Here is a 16,148-nt window from a genome sequence, read left to right as displayed (position 1 = left end):
ACGGTTTCGCGGTTCTACGGTTTCGCGGTTCTACGGTTCTACGGTTTCGCGGTTCTACGGTTCTACGGTTTCGCGGTTCTACGGTTCTACGGTTTCGCGGTTCTACGGTTCTTGCACGCGTAGCACAAGGTAGCGCTTGCCAGGGTCGTCAACCGTTAGCGGGGCCACCCGGAGAAGCTGGTATGCGAGTTAGCGCCAAGGCACCCGCTTTTAGCTGCGGATTTGTTATTCCCTCGCATGGGCAAGTAGGGTCCTGCCACCGATATGCCGGAGAGGCCGCCCGTACCGGGGCGGCCTCTCCTTTCCATGGGATCGGTTATTGCCTAGAGATGGAGCAACGCATGACCCACATGGAGAAGGCCATGGTGCCACGCCGAGGCATCCGCATCGACCTCACCCTCCGCCCCCTGCCGTCCCCGCTCATTGGTCTCGGAGGCGCTTGGCTGGGTGTCCGGTCCGGCGCTGACGTACCCGTTGTCACCTTTGCGGCGTTCCTCGTCGCGGTCCGCGTGAGCATCCGCCGCATCTGAGCCCGACGGCCCAGAAACGGCCCCAACACACAGAAGAGCCCCCTCCTGACAGCAAAAACCGCAGGTAGGGGGCTTTCTTCGTTCCGGCCTACTTCTTCTTGCCCTGGTTCTTGACCGCCTCGATCGCTGCCGCTGCCGCGTCCGGGTCGAGGTAGGTGCCGCCGGGGGTCACCGGCTTGAAGTCGGCGTCCAGCTCGTAGGAGAGGGGGATGCCCGTGGGGATGTTGAGGCCCGCGATGTCGGCGTCGGAGATGCCGTCGAGGTGCTTGACCAGGGCGCGCAGGGAGTTGCCGTGGGCGGCGATGAGGACCGTGCGGCCGGTGAGGAGGTCGGGGACGATGGCGTCGAACCAGTACGGGAGCATGCGCGCGACGACGTCCTTCAGGCACTCCGTCTGGGGGCGCAGCTCCGGCGGGAGGGTCGCGTAGCGCGGGTCGGAGAACTGGGAGTACTCGGCGTCGCGGTCCAGCGCCGGCGGCGGGGTGTCGTAGGAGCGGCGCCACAGCATGAACTGCTCCTCGCCGAACTCCGCGAGGGTCTGCGCCTTGTCCTTGCCCTGGAGGGCACCGTAGTGGCGCTCGTTCAGGCGCCAGGAGCGGTGGACCGGGATCCACAGGCGGTCGGCGGACTCCAGCGCGAGCTGCGCGGTGCGGATCGCGCGCTTCTGGAGGGAGGTGTGGACCACGTCGGGGAGCAGGCCGGCGTCCTTGAGCAGCTCGCCGCCGCGGGTCGCCTCCTTCTCGCCCTTCGCGGTGAGGTTGACGTCCACCCAGCCGGTGAACAGGTTCTTCTCGTTCCACTCGCTCTCGCCGTGGCGGAGGAGGATCAGCTTGTACGGTGCGTCGGCCATGGGTCCGAGCGTAATCGAACCGGCCCGGGGGCCGCGCCCCTCGCCCGGCCCTCGGACGGTTGACGGGAAGTGTTAATCCAGTGGTTTCGGCGGAGGGGGCGTGCGTAAGGTGCGCTTGATGGTTTAGGCGCTTACGTGTGCGGGGGAGTCCATGTCGGTCGGTGGGGTGCGGCGTGCTGTGCGGGAGTCCGTTTCCGGGCTGCCCCGGGAGTTCTGGTGGCTGTGGACGAGCACGCTCGTCAACCGGCTCGGGGCGTTCGTCGCCACCTTCATGGCGCTGTACCTGACCCTCGACCGGGGCTACTCCGCCTCGTACGCCGGTCTGGTCGCCGCGCTGCACGGGCTCGGCGGGGTGGTCTCCTCGCTCGGCGCGGGGGTGATGACGGACCGGCTGGGGCGGCGGCCCACCCTGCTGGTGGCGCAGACCTCGACCGCCTTGTCGGTGGCGCTGCTCGGGTTCATGACGGACCCGGTCGCCATCGCCGCGGTCGCCTTCCTGGTGGGCATGGCCTCCAACGCCTCCCGGCCGGCCGTGCAGGCGATGATGGCCGACATCGTGCGGCCGGAGGACCGTATCCGCGCGTTCTCGCTGAACTACTGGGCGATCAACCTCGGGTTCGCCGTGTCGTCCATGGGGGCCGGGTTCATCGCCGAGTTCAGCTATCTCGCCGGGTTCCTGATCGAGGCCGCGATGACGCTGGTCTGCGCGGTCGTGGTGTTCGTGAAGCTGCCCGAGTCGCGGCCGGGCGAGGTGGGCAAGGGCGCGGTGGACGAGGTGCCGGTGTCGCTGGGGACCGTGCTGCGGGACGGGCGGTTCATGAGCGTGGTGGGGCTGTCCTTCCTGGTGGCGTTCGTGTTCCAGCAGGGGTCGGTGGGGCTGCCGGTGGCGATGGGCGAGGCGGGGTTCAGCGCGGCGGACTACGGCATGGCGATCGCCGTGAACGGGGTGTTGATCGTCGTCCTGCAGATACCGGTGACGCGGTTCATCGAGCACCGGGATCCCCGGCGGCTGCTGGTCGTGTCGTCCCTGCTGGCCGGGTACGGGTTCGGGCTGACCGCGTTCGCCGGGTCGGTCGGGGTGTTCGCCCTCACGGTGTGCGTGTGGACGCTCGCGGAGATCGTCAACGCCCCGACCCAGACCGGGCTGGTCGTCCGTCTCTCCCCCACCCACGGGCGCGGCCGGTACCAAGGCATGTACACGATGTCCTGGTCGGTCGCCTCGCTCACCGCCCCGCTGGTGTCCGGGCTGGTCATCGACCGGTTCGGCGCCGCCTGGCTGTGGGGGATGTGCGCGGTGGTCGGCACGGTGGCCGGGGTCGGGTACGGGGCGCTGATGCGGCGGCTGCCCGCGGAGGAGCCCGCCGTCGCGGACCCGGCGGTACGCGCGGAGCCCGAGGTCAGCGCCGCCTGAGGGTGCCCAGGGGTGGGTCAGGGCGACCTTGGGGATCTGGTCCACCGCGGCATCGGCGTGAGGGTGGCGTCGGCTTCGGTCGTCCTGCCGTGGGCCGAGGACACCTCGACGCCACCCTTGCGGACGGAGCGCGCCGAATCGCCGACGCGCTCGCCACCGCCCCCGGTAGCGTCGGCAGCCGCACAGGCCCCGTACCGCGCCCTCGCGCCTCGTGCTCACCCGGCCCCGAGAGAGCCCCGAGAGAACACGGAGCACCATCCATGCAGGACACCTGGGACACCGTCGCCCGGCTCGTCGCGTGGCTCGACGACAAGAGCGCCGCGCCCGCCGGCACCGCCCCGCTGCTACGCGTCCTGAAGATCGTGGAAGAAGCCGGTGAGGTCGCCGAGGCCGTACACGGCGTCTACGGGGCCAACCCCCGCAAGGGCAACAGCCACACATGGGACGACGTGCGGGCCGAGATCTGTGACGTCATCCTCACCGGCATGGTCGCTCTGCGGACCCTTACGCCGCACGCCGACAAGACGTTCGCCGAACACGTCGGCCGGGTCGCCGGGCGCTCGCTCGCCTGAGCGCACCGCCGGCAGCGCGCGCCCGGGACGCCCGTCGGGGACCGCTCACGGCACGGCCCGACGGTACGCACACAAAACCTCAGGTCAGCGCCGCCTGAGAGTGCCTAAGGGTGCATCCGTGCGCCCTTGAGGACCTTGTCGACCGCGTTCTTCGGGCCGTAGACCGACAGGCCCACCAGGTCCAGTTCCGCGGTCGGCACGGCGCGTACCGCCGCGCGGTTGTCGCGGTCGTTGCCCGTGGTGAAGAGGTCGGAGGTGAACAGGGCCCGGGGCAGGGAGCGGGACAGCACGCGCGCGTGGGCGGCGGTCAGGGTTTCCTTGGTGCCCTGGAAGACCAGCACCGGCTGGCGGAACATCGGCAGGTAGCCGACGCCGTCGGCGTCCTCGTACGGCTCCCCGATCACCTCGGGGACCTGGCTGCCCAGGCCGCTGACCAGGAAGGCGGTGACGTTCAGGCGCTGCCAGGGCTCCAGGTCCTCGCGCAGCAGGACGGCGATCTTGGTGTCGAAGCGGACCGGCTCGGCCCCGTTCGTCAGGTCGTTCATGCCCCTCAGACTGCCGGTCGCCGCCGGGGCCGGTCTTGTACGTTCTTTGCATGGCCTCTCAGCGCGACGGCGTCCGGCGGAACGTCACCGCCTGGCGTCCCCCGATACCGGGCGTCCTGGAGGTGTTCCACGCCCGGTTCACCGAGTACGCCTACCCGATGCACGTGCACGAGGCGTGGACGCTGCTGATCGTGGACGCCGGGGCCGTACGGTACGACCTGGCCCGGCACGAGCACGGCACCCCGCACGACACGGTGTCGCTGCTGCCGCCGCACGTGGCGCACAACGGCTCGCCCGCCACCCCGGACGGCTTCCGCAAGCGGGTGCTGTACCTGGACTTCTCGCAGTTGGGCGAGGATCTGATCGGGCCCGCCGTGGACGGGCCCGACCTGCGCGACCCGGTGCTGCGGCGGCGGGTCGCCCAGTTGCACACCGCGCTGGCCCGGCCCGGCGACGAGCTGGAGGCGGCGAGCCGGCTGGCGTTCGTCGGCGAGCGGCTGCGCGCCCATCTGCGCCCCCGCGCGGCGCGCCCGGCCCGCCGGGACCCCGTACTCGCCCGGCAACTGCGCGAACTGCTCGACGAGCGCGTCGTCCAGGGCCTCACCCTGGCGGAGGCCACCGGCCTGCTGCCGGCCCACCCGGCGCATCTGGTACGCGCGTTCAGCAGCGCGTACGGCATCGCCCCGCACCAGTACCTGATGTCCCGCCGGGTGGAACGGGCCCGGCAACTGCTGCTCGCCGGGCGCGCCCCGGCCGACGTGGCGACCGCCACCGGCTTCTACGACCAGGCCCATCTGACCCGGCACTTCAAACGGCTGGTCGGGGTGACCCCGGGCCGCTACCGGACGTCGACGTAGTCCCCGGCGGCCGTCGCGCCGCCCGTGGTGGACGACTCGCCGAAGGTCCAGCGCCAGTAGCCGTCGGTGGCCGCCTTGACGGTGGTCTTCAGGTCACCGGCGGAGTTCGCGCGGACGGTCTTGACGGTCGTGTACGCGCTGGTGCCGGCCTTGCGGAACTGGAGCTTGGCGAGCTTGTCGGCGTACCCGGTGTACTTGTGCCTGACCCAGTCGGCGCGGGTGGCCTTGCCGGTGACGGTGAGGGTCTTGCCCTTGGTGACCGGCTCCGGGGAGGCGTTGACGGTGAGCTTGGCGGCGCGCTTGACCGGGACGCTGCCGAGGCCGGTGAGGTACTCGTCGGCCTTCAGCTTGCCGTCCTTGGTCCACAGCATGGCGTGGAAGGCGAGCTTCCAGGTGGTGGCGTCGTTGTTCGAGTCCAGCCGGTAGGGCGGGTCGATGTAGAGGGTGCCCTCGCAGTCGGCCGCGCGGGAGCCGTCCTCGTAGCAGGTGTAGCCGCCCGCGTAGATGCCGCCGGACTCGGCGCCCTTGGCGGCGGTGGTGCCGTGGTACAGGAACGGGTCGAAGTCCACCCTCGGCATGGAGTACCCCGACGGCCAGGTGGCGTGGAAGCTGATCGTGGGCTCCACTTCGGCGGTGGTGCCGACCACGATCGGCTTGCCCTTGTTCAGGACCACGTTCGACACCTTGATGCCGGTGTCGGCGGCGTGCGCGGCCGGCGCGGTGAACGCCGCGAGGGCGAGCGCGCCCGTGAGCGCGGCCACGAAGCCGGTTCTGCCTGTGCTCATGCACGGCCTCTCACTGGTAGGAGTGATGAAACCGCCGCAGATTAACAGCAGATCGGCCGGTCAGTCGGTGGTGGTGGCGGTGTCGGAGGGCCGCTGGATGAGCGGCATGAACGCCTCCAGGTTGCGGGTGGACTCCCCGCGCGAGACGCGCCACTCGTACTCCTTGCGGATCGAGGTGGCGAAGCCCAGCTCCAGCAGGGTGTTGAAGGCGCCGTCCGCGGCCTCCAGGACCTGGCCGAGCAGGCGGTCGATCTCCTCGGGAGTGACGGCCGCCAGGGGGAGCTTGGCGGTGACGTAGACGTCGCCCAGGTGGTCGACCGCGTAACCGACGCCGTACAGCTTGAGGTTGCGCTCCAGGAGCCAGCGGTGGACGCCCGCCTCGTTCTCGTCGGGGTGGCGGATCACGAAGGCGTTCAGGGACAGGGAGTGGCGGCCGAGCAGCAGGGAGACGGTGGTGGAGAGCTTGCGGGTGCCGGGGAGCGTCACCACGTACGAGCCGGGTTCGGGGCTCTCCCACTCCACCTCGGCGTCCCGCAGGGCTTGTTCCAGAACCTGTGCCTCAGCCATGGGGCGAGCGTACGCGACGGCGGTGGGCCTGCGCGGCGGCGGTGTAGACGTCGGCGGTGGCGGCGGCGGCCGTGTCCCAGCCGAACCGGCGGGCGTGCCGGGCGGCGGCGGCACCCATGCGGTCGGTCAGCTCGGCGTGGTCGGCGAAGTCGCGCAGCACGCGCGCGTAGGCGGCGGGTTCGTGGCCGTCCACCAGGAAGCCGGTGTCGCCGTCGCGGACCGCGACGGGCAGGCCGCCGACCGCGGCGGCGAGCACCGGGGTGCCGGTGGCCTGCGCCTCGATGGCGACCAGCCCGAAGGACTCGCTGTAGGACGGCATCACCAGCACCGACGCGGCCCGGAACCAGTCGGCGAGCTGCTCCTGCCCGACGGGCGGGCGGAACCGTACGACATCGGCGATGCCGAGCCGCGCGGCGAGCTTCTGCAGCCCCTCCGGTTTGGCGAGGCCGCTGCCGCTGGGGCCGCCGACGACGGGGACGACGATCCGGGAGCGCAGCTCGGGGCGCTCGTCGAGCAGGACGGCGACCGCGCGGAGCAGGATGTCGGGGGCCTTCAGGGGCTGTATGCGGCCCGCGAAAAGGGGGATCAGGGCGTCCTGGGGCAGGCCCAGGCGGGCGCGGGCGGCGGCGCGGCCGTCGGCGGGGCGGAACCGGTCGAGGTTGACGCCGGGGTGGACCACGGCGACCTTGGCGGGGTCGGCGGCGTAGTGCCGGACGAGTTCCTCGGCCTCCTCGGCGGTGTTGGCGATCAGCCGGTCGGCGGCGGCCACGACCTGGGTCTCGCCGATGACGCGGGCGGCGGGCTCAGGGGTGTCGCCCTCGGCCAGGTTGGCGTTCTTGACCTTGGCCATGGTGTGCATGGCGTGCACCAGGGGGGCGCCCCAGCGCTGGGCGGCGAGCCAGCCGACGTGGCCGGAGAGCCAATAGTGCGAGTGGACGAGGTCGTAGTGGCCGGGGCGGTGGCCGGCCCACGCCTGCATCACGCCGTGGGTGAAGGCGCAGAGCTGGGCGGGGAGGTCCTCCTTGGCGAGGCCCTCGTAGGGGCCGGCGTCGACGTGCCGGACGAGCACGCCGGGGGCCAGTTCGACGGTGGGCGGCAGGGCGGCGGTGGTCGCCCGGGTGAAGATCTCGACCTCGATGTTGATCGCGGCCAGCCGCTGGGCCAGCTCCACGATGTAGACGTTCATGCCGCCGGCGTCGCCGGTGCCGGGCTGGTGCAGGGGCGAGGTGTGCACGGAGAGCATGGCGACGCGGCGGGGCCTGCGGTGCAGCCGCAGCCGGGGGGCGGCGGCCGGTGAGCGACGCCCGAGCCTGCTGACGTACTGGCTCACGTGGCGTTCCTCCTCGCTGCGGGCAGGCCGTGCGGAAGGCGCTCGCCGCCCTCCAAGTGCCTGCAACGCCGGAGGGGGTCGCTCCATTTCCGCTTTCCGGGGTTTTGCCGAATCATTACCGGCTATCGCTCAACCGTTCGACCTGCGGTGCGGTCCGGGCCGGTTCCGGGTACCGCATACCCTCGTACGTATGACAGCTCGCGCCGCCTCCCGCCCCGTCGGGTCGGTCACGCGCGGGACGACCCATCCCAACCGGCTGCGCCGGATGGACCGCTGGATCGCGGCCACCCACGGCGCCGAGCTGCGCCGCGCCGCCGACCCGGTCGCCGTCGACCTCGGCTACGGGGCGGCGCCCTGGACCGCCGTCGAACTGCTGCACAGGCTGCGCCGGGTGGCGCCCCGCACGCGCGTGGTGGGCGTCGAGATCGACCCCGCGCGCGTGGCGGCGGCCGAGCCGTACGCGCGCGAGGGCCTCGCCTTCCGGCGCGGCGGCTTCGAGATCCCGCTCCCCCAGCGCCCGCTGCTGGTCCGCGCGGCCAATGTGCTGCGCCAGTACGACGAGGGCGAGGTCGCCGCCGTCTGGGAGCGGCTGTGCGCGCGGCTCGCCCCGGCGGCCGGGACCTCGCGCGGGGGGCTGCTGGTGGAGGGCACCTGCGACGAGATCGGACGCCGGCACGTGTGGGTGGCGCTCGGGCCCGAGGGGCCGCGCACGGTCACCTTCGCGACCCGGCTGGGCTCCCTGGACCGCCCCTCCGACCTGGCCGAACGGCTGCCGAAGGCGCTGATCCACCGCAATGTCCCCGGGGAGCCGGTGCACGCCTTCCTGCGCGACTTCGACCGCGCCTGGGCCGCCGCCGCGCCCTACGCCTCCTACGGCGCCCGGCAGCGCTGGCTGCGCGCGGTACGGGACCTCACGGCGGACTGGCCGGTCACGGACGGGCCGGGCCGCTGGCGGCAGGGCGAAGTGACGGTCGGGTGGCAGGCGTTGGCGCCGCGGGGCTGAGGCGGCGCGGGGCTGAGGCGGCGCGGGGCTGAGGCGGCGCGGGGCTGAGGCGGCGCGGGGCTGAAGCGGCGCGGGAACGATGCGGGTGAGGTGTTCGTCACACCGAGGGGGACCGGCGCGCCGGTGGTCGCAAGCGGAGGCGGTGCGCCTCTGTCGTTTTCCGCGTCGCCGTGGCACGATCCCCCGGGTGACCACACGTTACTGACGGTAAATCAGGTGGGGGGCGCGAGGTATGCGGACGGGCAAGCGAGGGCTCGTGGCCCTCGGTGTGAGCGTGGTCTGCGCGGTCACGGTGCTGGCGGTGCCGGGCACGGCGTTCGCGGACCCGGGCCCCTCCCCCACCCGGGCGGCCAGCCCCTCGCCGTCCGCCGCCCCCACCGCCCCGGCCGCCACCGACGGCGAGCTGGAAGCCGTACGCGCCCGGCTCGACCGGCTCTATCGCCAGGCCGCCGTCGCCGCCGACGAGTACAACGCCGCCGAGGAGAAGGCGGAGAAGCAGTCCGCCGAGCTGTCCGCGCTGACCGAGAAGATCGCGGACGGGCAGCGGGAGCTGGCCGAGCTGCGGCAGCGGGCCGGGGCCGCCGCCCGCGCCCAGTACCGCGCCGGCGGGCTGCCCGACGAGGCCCGGCTCATGCTCAGCGAGAACCCCGGACAGTTCCTCGACGGCACCGGCCGGGTGCTCCAGGGCCAGCGCGCCGCCAAGGGGCTGCTCGCCCGGCTGGCCCGCACCCAGCAGGACCTGAAGACCTACGCCGCCGACGCCTCCGCCCAGTGGACGAGGCTGGAGGCCAACCGCAAGGCGAAGGCCGCCGCGCGGAAGCGGACCGAGCAGCGGATCGCGGCGGCCGAGAAGCTGGAGTCGGCGCTGGAGAAGGAGGAGAAGGAGCGCCTCGCCGCGCTGGAGCGGCAGGCCGCCGAGGAGGCGCAGAGCGCCTGGCTGGACACCGGCGTCCTGGACAAGGCCGCCGGCCGGGCCACCGAGCGGGGCGCGAAGGCCGTGGCGTACGCCACCGCGCAGATCGGCAAGCCGTACGTGTGGGGCGCCGAGGGCCCGAAGTCCTTCGACTGCTCCGGGCTCACCTCCCAGGCGTGGGCGGCGGCCGGCCGGGGCATCCCGCGCACCTCGCAGGAGCAGTGGCGGCAACTGCCGCACATCGGCACCGGGGAGCTGCGGCCCGGCGACCTGATCATCTACTTCGAGGACGCCAGCCACGTCGGGATGTACGTCGGCGACGGCCGGATCGTGCACGCCCCCCGGCCCGGCCGCACGGTGACGCTCGCCGGGGCCGGCACCATGCCGATCCTCGGGGTGGTCCGCCCGGACGCGTGACCGGACGCCCGAGCGGAGACGCGGGCGCGGGAGCGGGGGCGCGGGAACGCAGGCGCGGGTGACGAGCGCCACGTGACCCACCCCACGGCGGCCATCGCGCCGACGTGACGTTCGTCATCCCCCGGGGGCCGCCGGGCTGTCCAACTCACCCGGAGATCGCGGCATATGACGGTGGCCGACGGCCGTACGGCGTGCCGTACGTCATTCCCCCGCGCGCCCGTCACCCGCTATGGTCCCCGTCGGTGGGTCGAGGTCCCTCGCCCCGCCGTGCCCTCGGGGGGAGGGAAGGAACCAGGACCATGCCCGTACCCGTACCGCGGCAGAGAGCGATCCCGGCCGCGGAGAGTGGTCAGGCGCAGGCCGCGTCCGCCGCCGGACAGGCCCCACGGAAGGACACCCCGCGGCCGGACGCCGCCGCACCGCACGGCGGGGAGAACACCGCGGCGGAGCACACCAACCTGACCGTGCTGCTCATCGAGGACGACCCGGGCGGCTCGGTGATCGTGCCCGACCTGCTCGACCAGGCCGGCCGGCCGATCCGGGTCCGTACCGCCCGCAACCTCACCGAGGCCGAGCGGCTGCTCACCGACGACGTCCACTGCATCCTGCTCGACCTCGCGCTGTCCGCGCCCGGCCGGGCGGGCGACGAGGACGACGACGAACTGGCCGTCCTCAAGCGGGTACTGGACCTGGCGCCCCGGCACGCGGTGCTGGCGCTCACCGCGTCCACCGACGCCGAGCGCGGCGCGGAGGCCGTGGCGGTCGGCGCGCAGGACTACCTCTTCCGGGACGAGCTGGACGGCCGGCTGCTGAGCCGGGCCATCCGCTACGCCGTGGAGCGCAAGCGCTCCGACTCCGCCGAGCGGCGGCTGGCCGAGGGCAGGCTGCGGGCGCAGGAGAACCGTCGCCTGGAGCGCGGGCTGCTGCCCACGCCGCTGCTGGAGGGCTCCCCGCTGCGATTCGCCGCCCGCTACCGCCCCGGCCGCTCCCGCGCGCTGCTCGGCGGTGACTTCTACGACGTGGTCCGCACCCCCGACGGCACCGTGCACGCCATGATCGGCGACGTGTGCGGGCACGGCCCGGACGAGGCGGCCCTCGGCGTGGAGCTGCGGATCGCCTGGCGGGCGCTGACCCTGGCGGGGCTGTGCGGCGACCAACTGCTGGGCACGCTCCAGGAGGTACTGGAGCACGAGCGGGCGCACGAGGAGATCTTCGCGACCCTGTGCACGGTCGACATCGCGCCCGACGGACGCCGGGCCGGTCTCTGCCTGGCCGGTCACCCGGCGCCGCTGGTCGCCGCGCCCGGCCTGCCGCCGCGGCTGCTGCCGTACGACAACAACGGTCCGGCGCTCGGGGTGCTGCCGGGGGCCCGCTGGCCCCGGACGCAGGTGGAGCTGGGCGCGGAGTGGAGCCTGATGCTCTACACCGACGGCCTGATCGAGGGGCACGTCGGCGCGGGGCGGGAGCGGCTGGGCGAGGACGGCATGCTGGCGCTGGTGCGGGCCAAGCGGGACGAGGGGCTGCGCGGGGAGGCGCTGCTGCGGGCCACGGTCGACGAGGTGCGGCGGCTCAACGGGGGTGAGCTGGCGGACGACGTGGCGGTGATATCGCTGGACCGGGGGCGGTGAGCAGCGCCGGGTCGCGGTCCTCGGCCGCGGGCCGCGTCCTGGCCGGTCGCGCGGTTCGCCGCGGCCCTGGGTTCAGCGACCGCCGTTGTACGGTCCGTACGGCCCGTCGCTGCTGGAGCCCCGGCGGGTGTTGCGGCCGCCGCCGGGCAGGCCGCGCAGGGCGGGGCGTACGTCGACCATGTAGACGATCGTCGCGATGAGGCCGATGATCGGCAGGAACGACAGGATGTTGAAGATCAGGTTCACCACGAAGGCGAGCCCGAGGATGATCAGCCAGAACGGCTTGGTCTTCTTGTCGGCCGCCCGGTAGGCGTCCTCCCGGCGCGTGGCCGCGTCGATCAGCGCGAAGCCGCTGAACACGATCAGGGCGATGCTCAGCAGCCACATGAACCCCGCGAAGCCCTGCATCAGCACTACGTCCACCACCAGACTCTGTCGTCCCTACGCGGTCACCGTACCCGGAGAACGGGCCGGGCACCCCCAGGGTGCCCGGCCCGGCACATTCCGCGGAACCTACTTCGCGGGCGGCGTCTTCTTCGCCGGGGCCTTGCGGGCCGGCGGGGTCTTCTTCGCCGCGGGCGCGGCCCCGGCGGCGGGCGTCTCCTCCTCGACCTTCACCGGCTCGGCCTTCACCGGCTCGGCCTTGGGCTCGACGGCCACGGCCAGTTCCTCGACGCCCTCGGCGACGTCCTCGATGCCCTCGGCGGCCTGGCCGCGCCAGGTGCGGACGGCCTGCTCGCCGTGTTCGGCGACCTTCTCGTAGGTCTCGCGGGCCTTGACGGCGTACTCGGCGGCGACGCCGACGCCGCGCAGGGCGAGGTCCTGGGCGGTCTCGCCGAGCTTCTTCAGGTCGGTGTCCAGGGAGCCGATCAGTTCGTTGACCTTGGCCTGGAGGGTGCCCTGGGTCTCCTTGACGCGGGCGGTCGCCTTCTCCTGGACGGCCTTGGGGTCGGTGTTGCGGACGGCCTCGATGCGGCTCGGGGCCTCGGTGCGGAGCTGCTCCACCAGGACGGGCACCTTCTTGGCCTGCTGCCAGGCGAGGTCCGCGGTGCCCGCGGCGAAGTAGAGGGGGGTGGGGTCGCTGAAGGTCTTGCGCAGGTCGTCGGTGATGGCCATGGTGACGGTCCTCCCGGATCGCTTGAGCTTGAGGGTTGGGTGTCTCGTGCCGCCCGCGCCCGGCCGGTCGCCGCCGCTAACCGGCGGGCTGCCGGGGGCCGGCGTCGCCGCCGCCCGCCGTACGGGCGCGGGGCGCGGCGGCCGGGCGGACGGCGTCCTCGCCGTCGGCCGGGCGCGGGCCGCGTATGGAGGTGTCGCCGTCGGGGGCGCCGTCGTCCCCGGTGCCGTCCTGAGCGTCGTCCGGGCCGGTCCCGAAGCCGTTCTCCTTGCGGAACGATTCGTAGATCTGGAGCAGCACCTGCTTCTGCCGCTCGGTCAGCGTGGGGTCCGCGAGGAGGACGGCACGCGTCTCCACCTCGTCGCGGTCCCGGTCGGCGTCGAGGATGCCGGCCCGCACGTACAGCGTCTCGGCGGAGATCCGCAGCGCCTTGGCGACCTGCTGGAGCACCTCCGCGCTCGGCTTGCGCAGCCCGCGCTCGATCTGGCTCAGATACGGATTGGACACCCCCGCGGCGTCGGCGAGCTGCCGCAGCGAGAGCTGCGCGGTGCGCCGCTGCTCGCGCAGGTACTCCCCGAGATTGCCGACGTTGAGCGATGCCATGCCTCCACGATGCCGCACTCTGCTAACTATTGCAAGCACCCGCTTGCAGAAGTGTCACCCGGCGCGCCGTGGCGTCACGCCGGGCGGGGAGGGAGGATCGCCGGCATGGGATCGGGTGAGTGGCTGGTCGTCGAGGACGTGGAGCGGTTTCTCGAGCGGGGCCCTCGCCGCCCGGCTGGCCGGCCTCGGGCACGTGCTCCCGGCGGTCAGCGCGGACCACGACACGGCCACCGCGTTCGCCGGGGCCTGGCGGCGGCGGACCGGCGCGGTGCCGACCCCGCGCGGCACGCGACTGCGGCTGTACCGGCTCGGCACGCTCACCCCGCCCGAGCCGCTGCCGCCGGGACGGGCCCGGGTGCTGGGCGCGGCCGACCTGGACGAGATCATGCACTGGTGCCGGGAGTTCGCCCGGGCCGTCGGCGAGGACGTCACCGTCGACGCCCGCACCTGGCCGGGCACGCGGTACGCCGACAAGCGGTACACCCTGTGGGAGACCCCCGACGGCACCCCGGTCTCCGTGGCCGGGATGAACCCGCTGATCGGCGGGCAGATCCAGGTCGACATCGTCTACACCCCGCCCCGCCTCCGCGGCCACGGGTACGCGGGGGCCGTGGTGGCGGAGGTGAGCCGGGCCGCGCTGGCGGCGGGCGCCGAGGAGGTCGTCCTCTTCGCGGACCGGGCCAACCCCGCCAGCAACGCCCTCTACCGGCGCCTCGGCTACCGCCCGCTCGCCGACTGGACGGCGTACGACTTCTCCTGAACGTCACTGGTGAGCACCACCAGTTGGCGGGTGGCCCGGGTCATTGCCACGTAGTGGTCGACCGCGCCCTCGACGCCGTCGCCGAACCGGTCGGGGTCGACCAGGACGACGAGGTCGAACTCCAGGCCCTTGGACAGCTCCGGGGTCAGCGAGCGGACGCGCGGGCGGTCCCGGAAGGCGGGGTCGCCGATGACGCAGGCCGTGCCCTCGGCATGGGCGGCGAGCCAGTCGTCCAGGATGCGGTCGCGGTCGGCGGTGGCGGCGTGGAGCACGGGGAGGCCGCCGCCGCGCACGGAGACCGGCACGTTGGCGTCCGGGAGCGCGGCGCGGATCACCGGCTCGGCCTCCGCCATGATCTCGGCCGGTGTGCGGTAGTTGAGGGTGAGGGAGGCGACCGTGACCCGGTCCAGGCCGACCCGCGCGAGGCGTTCGGTCCAGGTCTCGGTGAAGCCGTGCCGGGCCTGGGCGCGGTCCCCGACGACCGTGAAGCTCCGGGACGGGCAGCGCAGCAGCAGCATCTGCCACTCGGCGTCGGTCAGTTCCTGCGCCTCGTCCACGACGACGTGCGCGAACGGGCCGGCCAGCAGATCGGGGTCGGCGACCGTCAGTTCGGCCTCGTCGACCAGGCTGACCTCGGCGTCCGCGCCGCGCAGCATCCGTACCAGGCCCTCGCCCTCGTCGCCGTCGGCGCCGGAGTCGGCCACCGCGTCGATCAGGGTGTCCACCACCCGGGTCATCCGCTCCCGCTGGGCGGCGAGCACGGCCCGCTGCCGGCGTCGGCGGCGGGCCGCCTCCGGGTCGCCGAGCCGGTGCCGGGCCGCGTCCAGCAGCGGCAGGTCGGAGACGGTCCAGGCCGCCGGGTCGGGGCGCTGGAGGCGGCGTACCTGCTCGGGGGTGAGCCAGGGCGCGCACATCCGCAGATAGGCCGGGACCGTCCACAGGTCGCCGACCAGGTCGGCGGCCTCCAGCAGCGGCCAGGCCCGGTCGAAGGCGGTGCGCAGCTCCCGGTTCCGGTTGAGCGACCGGCGCAGCAGCTCGGGCGGGGCGTCGCCGTCGTGCTTGTCCTGGAGGAGGGTGAGCAGTTCCTCCCAGACCTGGTCGCGGGCCTCGTTGTGCGGGACGCCGGGTTCGGCGGCGTCGAAGGCGGCGGCCCAGTCCTCGGCGGTCAGCTCGATGCCGGACCAGGGGGTGGTCACCGTCATGCCGGTGGCGGGGGGTTCCTCGTAGAAGCGGACGGCCGGTTCGATCGCCCGGACCAGGTCCGCGGACGCCTTCAGCCGGGCGGCCTCGGGGTCGGTCTCGGCGGTCGCGGCGGCGCCCTCGGCGACCAGGTCGCGCAGGACGCAGGTCTGCACGCCGTCCTCGCCGAGGCTGGGCAGCACATCGGCGACGTAGGCCAGGTAGGGCCGGTGCGGGCCGACGAAGAGGACGCCGCCGCGGCGGTGCTTGAGGCGCGGGTCGGAGTAGAGGAGGTAGGCGGAGCGGTGCAGGGCGACGACGGTCTTGCCGGTGCCGGGGCCGCCGTCCACGACGAGGGTGCCCCGGGAGCCCGCGCGGATCACGGCGTCCTGGTCGGCCTGGATGGTGCCGAGCACGTCCCGCATCCGCTCCGAGCGGCCCGCGCCCAGGCTGGCGAGGAAGGCGGACTGGTCGTCGAGGGCGGCGTGTCCGTCGAGTCCGTCGGCGGTGAACACCTCGTCCCAGTAGTCGCTGATCCGGCCGCCGGTCCAGCGGTAGCGGCGGCGGCTGGCCAGCCCCATCGGGTGGGCGTGGGTGGCGCCGAAGAACGGCTCGGCGGCCGGGGAGCGCCAGTCCAGCAGCAGCCGGCGGCCCTCGCTGTCGGTCAGGCCGAGCCGTCCGACGTAGACCGGCTCGGGGTCGTCGGCGCCGACCATCCGGCCGAGGCAGAGGTCCAGGCCGAAGCGGCGCAGGGTGCGCAGCCGGGCGGTGAGGCGGTGGATCTCGGCGTCGCGGTCCATGGCGTGCCGGCCGAGCCCGCCGGGGGCGCGGCGCTCGGCGTCCAGGCGGGCGGTCAGTTCGGCGATCGACTCCTCAAGGCACCGGGCGATGGCCGCGAAGTGCCGGTCGTCAGCGGCGATCAGCGCCGGGTCGGCCTTGGCGGAGAGCCGTTCGGGCAGGGCGAACGCGCTCGTGGACAGGGGGGTCATGAACATCAGCTCCGGTGATTCAGAGGGGCGCGCGCCACGGGCACGTCGACCGGGAACGGCCTCGGCGGGCGATTCTGCGCCACCCCGGGGGCCTT

General features: G+C 73.4%; 16 protein-coding genes and 1 pseudogene. 8 read left to right on the top strand and 9 right to left on the bottom strand.

Going from position 1 to position 16,148, the window contains the following annotated elements:
• The first annotated feature begins 341 nt into the window (after nt 1-341).
• Nucleotides 342-530 carry a hypothetical protein gene (locus IE316_RS14555; RefSeq protein ID WP_190204736.1) on the top strand — a complete coding sequence of 63 codons (189 nt, stop codon included), beginning with the start codon at nt 342-344 and terminating at the stop codon, nt 528-530.
• Nucleotides 531-618: 88 nt separating this feature from the next.
• Here the strand turns inward: IE316_RS14555 and IE316_RS14550 are convergent, their stop codons facing one another.
• Nucleotides 619-1,380 (bottom strand): phosphoglyceromutase, encoded by a 762-nt coding sequence (locus IE316_RS14550; RefSeq protein WP_190204735.1) that lies wholly within the window; start codon nt 1,378-1,380, stop codon nt 619-621.
• A gap of 151 nt (nt 1,381-1,531) precedes the next feature.
• Here IE316_RS14550 and IE316_RS14545 point away from each other — a divergent pair, with 151 nt between their 5' ends.
• Complete coding sequence (locus IE316_RS14545) at nt 1,532-2,791, top strand: MDR family MFS transporter (RefSeq protein ID WP_190204734.1); 1,260 nt, start codon at nt 1,532-1,534, stop codon at nt 2,789-2,791.
• A 260-nt stretch (nt 2,792-3,051) separates the two neighbouring features.
• Nucleotides 3,052-3,363, top strand: a complete 312-nt coding sequence (locus IE316_RS14540; RefSeq protein ID WP_190204733.1) for a MazG-like family protein — start codon at nt 3,052-3,054, stop codon at nt 3,361-3,363.
• A gap of 104 nt (nt 3,364-3,467) precedes the next feature.
• On the opposite strand, the gene IE316_RS14535 is transcribed toward IE316_RS14540, so the two are convergent.
• Complete coding sequence (locus tag IE316_RS14535; RefSeq protein ID WP_190204732.1) at nt 3,468-3,908, bottom strand: DUF2000 domain-containing protein; 441 nt, start codon at nt 3,906-3,908, stop codon at nt 3,468-3,470.
• Between the two features lie 50 nt (nt 3,909-3,958).
• Between IE316_RS14535 and IE316_RS14530 the strand changes: the two genes are divergently transcribed.
• Nucleotides 3,959-4,765, top strand: coding sequence for a helix-turn-helix transcriptional regulator (locus tag IE316_RS14530; RefSeq protein ID WP_190204731.1), 807 nt, complete (start codon nt 3,959-3,961; stop codon nt 4,763-4,765).
• Here IE316_RS14530 and IE316_RS14525 read toward each other — a convergent pair.
• The 3 genes from IE316_RS14525 to mshA are packed head-to-tail and all read right to left on the bottom strand — an operon-like array spanning nt 4,747 to nt 7,447.
• The gene (locus IE316_RS14525) at nt 4,747-5,550 is read right to left on the bottom strand and encodes a hypothetical protein (RefSeq protein ID WP_190204730.1); all 804 of its coding nucleotides are present in this window, start codon (nt 5,548-5,550) and stop codon (nt 4,747-4,749) included. The two genes, IE316_RS14530 and IE316_RS14525, sit on opposite strands and share 19 nt — an antisense overlap.
• A 60-nt stretch (nt 5,551-5,610) precedes the next feature.
• On the bottom strand, nt 5,611-6,117 hold the full coding sequence (locus IE316_RS14520; RefSeq protein ID WP_190204729.1) for a type III secretion system chaperone family protein: 507 nt from the start codon (nt 6,115-6,117) through the stop codon (nt 5,611-5,613).
• Entirely contained in the window at nt 6,110-7,447 is a 1,338-nt protein-coding gene (mshA, locus tag IE316_RS14515; RefSeq protein WP_190204728.1) for a D-inositol-3-phosphate glycosyltransferase, read from the bottom strand. The genes IE316_RS14520 and mshA overlap by 8 nt, the downstream gene beginning before the upstream one ends.
• 190 nt (nt 7,448-7,637) lie before the next feature.
• Between mshA and IE316_RS14510 the strand changes: the two genes are divergently transcribed.
• The 3 genes from IE316_RS14510 to IE316_RS14500 all read left to right on the top strand — a co-directional run bounded on the left by IE316_RS14510 (nt 7,638) and on the right by IE316_RS14500 (nt 11,408).
• Nucleotides 7,638-8,450, top strand: coding sequence for a class I SAM-dependent methyltransferase (locus IE316_RS14510; protein ID WP_190204727.1), 813 nt, complete (start codon nt 7,638-7,640; stop codon nt 8,448-8,450).
• A 232-nt stretch (nt 8,451-8,682) separates the two neighbouring features.
• Nucleotides 8,683-9,780, top strand: a complete 1,098-nt coding sequence (locus tag IE316_RS14505; protein WP_190204726.1) for a C40 family peptidase — start codon at nt 8,683-8,685, stop codon at nt 9,778-9,780.
• Nucleotides 9,781-10,079: 299 nt separating this feature from the next.
• On the top strand, nt 10,080-11,408 hold the full coding sequence (locus IE316_RS14500; RefSeq protein ID WP_190204725.1) for a PP2C family protein-serine/threonine phosphatase: 1,329 nt from the start codon (nt 10,080-10,082) through the stop codon (nt 11,406-11,408).
• Between the two features lie 72 nt (nt 11,409-11,480).
• Here IE316_RS14500 and IE316_RS14495 read toward each other — a convergent pair whose 3' ends face one another.
• The 3 genes from IE316_RS14495 to IE316_RS14485 form a co-directional block, all read right to left on the bottom strand.
• Nucleotides 11,481-11,816: a DUF2516 family protein gene (locus tag IE316_RS14495; protein WP_190205074.1), complete on the bottom strand. Its 336-nt coding sequence runs from the start codon at nt 11,814-11,816 to the stop codon at nt 11,481-11,483.
• 105 nt (nt 11,817-11,921) lie between these two features.
• Nucleotides 11,922-12,524, bottom strand: coding sequence for a hypothetical protein (locus IE316_RS14490; RefSeq protein WP_190204724.1), 603 nt, complete (start codon nt 12,522-12,524; stop codon nt 11,922-11,924).
• Between the two features lie 76 nt (nt 12,525-12,600).
• Nucleotides 12,601-13,125: a helix-turn-helix domain-containing protein gene (locus IE316_RS14485; RefSeq protein ID WP_190204723.1), complete on the bottom strand. Its 525-nt coding sequence runs from the start codon at nt 13,123-13,125 to the stop codon at nt 12,601-12,603.
• A gap of 160 nt (nt 13,126-13,285) precedes the next feature.
• Here IE316_RS14485 and IE316_RS14480 point away from each other — a divergent pair.
• Nucleotides 13,286-13,885 (top strand): annotated as a pseudogene (locus IE316_RS14480) (GNAT family N-acetyltransferase); the annotation flags it as partial.
• On the opposite strand, the gene helR reads toward IE316_RS14480, so the two are convergent.
• A complete protein-coding gene (gene helR, locus IE316_RS14475) occupies nt 13,843-16,053 on the bottom strand; it encodes an RNA polymerase recycling motor ATPase HelR (protein ID WP_190204722.1) in 2,211 nt (736 codons plus the stop codon). The pseudogene IE316_RS14480 and the gene helR sit on opposite strands and share 43 nt — an antisense overlap.
• Between the last annotated feature and the right edge of the window lie 95 nt (nt 16,054-16,148).

The organism is Streptomyces fumanus, assembly GCF_014655295.1.
GTDB lineage: Bacteria > Actinomycetota > Actinomycetes > Streptomycetales > Streptomycetaceae > Streptomyces > Streptomyces fumanus.
Note: the sequence above shows the minus strand (reverse complement) of the source record. Positions and strands in the feature narration are given on the sequence as shown.

What these genes read in the sequence shown, in the direction of transcription:
- IE316_RS14530 (WP_190204731.1), top strand. Translation starts at nt 3,959, where the DNA reads ATGGCCTCTCAGCGCGACGGCGTCCGGCGGAACGTCACCGCCTGGCGT.
- IE316_RS14540 (WP_190204733.1), top strand. Translation starts at nt 3,052, where the DNA reads ATGCAGGACACCTGGGACACCGTCGCCCGGCTCGTCGCGTGGCTCGAC.
- IE316_RS14555 (WP_190204736.1), top strand. Translation starts at nt 342, where the DNA reads ATGACCCACATGGAGAAGGCCATGGTGCCACGCCGAGGCATCCGCATC.
- IE316_RS14500 (WP_190204725.1), top strand. Translation starts at nt 10,080, where the DNA reads ATGCCCGTACCCGTACCGCGGCAGAGAGCGATCCCGGCCGCGGAGAGT.
- IE316_RS14520 (WP_190204729.1), bottom strand. Translation starts at nt 6,117, where the DNA reads ATGGCTGAGGCACAGGTTCTGGAACAAGCCCTGCGGGACGCCGAGGTG.
- IE316_RS14525 (WP_190204730.1), bottom strand. Translation starts at nt 5,550, where the DNA reads ATGAGCACAGGCAGAACCGGCTTCGTGGCCGCGCTCACGGGCGCGCTC.
- IE316_RS14485 (WP_190204723.1), bottom strand. Translation starts at nt 13,125, where the DNA reads ATGGCATCGCTCAACGTCGGCAATCTCGGGGAGTACCTGCGCGAGCAG.
- IE316_RS14490 (WP_190204724.1), bottom strand. Translation starts at nt 12,524, where the DNA reads ATGGCCATCACCGACGACCTGCGCAAGACCTTCAGCGACCCCACCCCC.
- helR (WP_190204722.1), bottom strand. Translation starts at nt 16,053, where the DNA reads ATGACCCCCCTGTCCACGAGCGCGTTCGCCCTGCCCGAACGGCTCTCC.
- IE316_RS14505 (WP_190204726.1), top strand. Translation starts at nt 8,683, where the DNA reads ATGCGGACGGGCAAGCGAGGGCTCGTGGCCCTCGGTGTGAGCGTGGTC.
- IE316_RS14495 (WP_190205074.1), bottom strand. Translation starts at nt 11,816, where the DNA reads ATGCAGGGCTTCGCGGGGTTCATGTGGCTGCTGAGCATCGCCCTGATC.
- IE316_RS14535 (WP_190204732.1), bottom strand. Translation starts at nt 3,908, where the DNA reads ATGAACGACCTGACGAACGGGGCCGAGCCGGTCCGCTTCGACACCAAG.
- IE316_RS14545 (WP_190204734.1), top strand. Translation starts at nt 1,532, where the DNA reads ATGTCGGTCGGTGGGGTGCGGCGTGCTGTGCGGGAGTCCGTTTCCGGG.
- IE316_RS14550 (WP_190204735.1), bottom strand. Translation starts at nt 1,380, where the DNA reads ATGGCCGACGCACCGTACAAGCTGATCCTCCTCCGCCACGGCGAGAGC.
- IE316_RS14510 (WP_190204727.1), top strand. Translation starts at nt 7,638, where the DNA reads ATGACAGCTCGCGCCGCCTCCCGCCCCGTCGGGTCGGTCACGCGCGGG.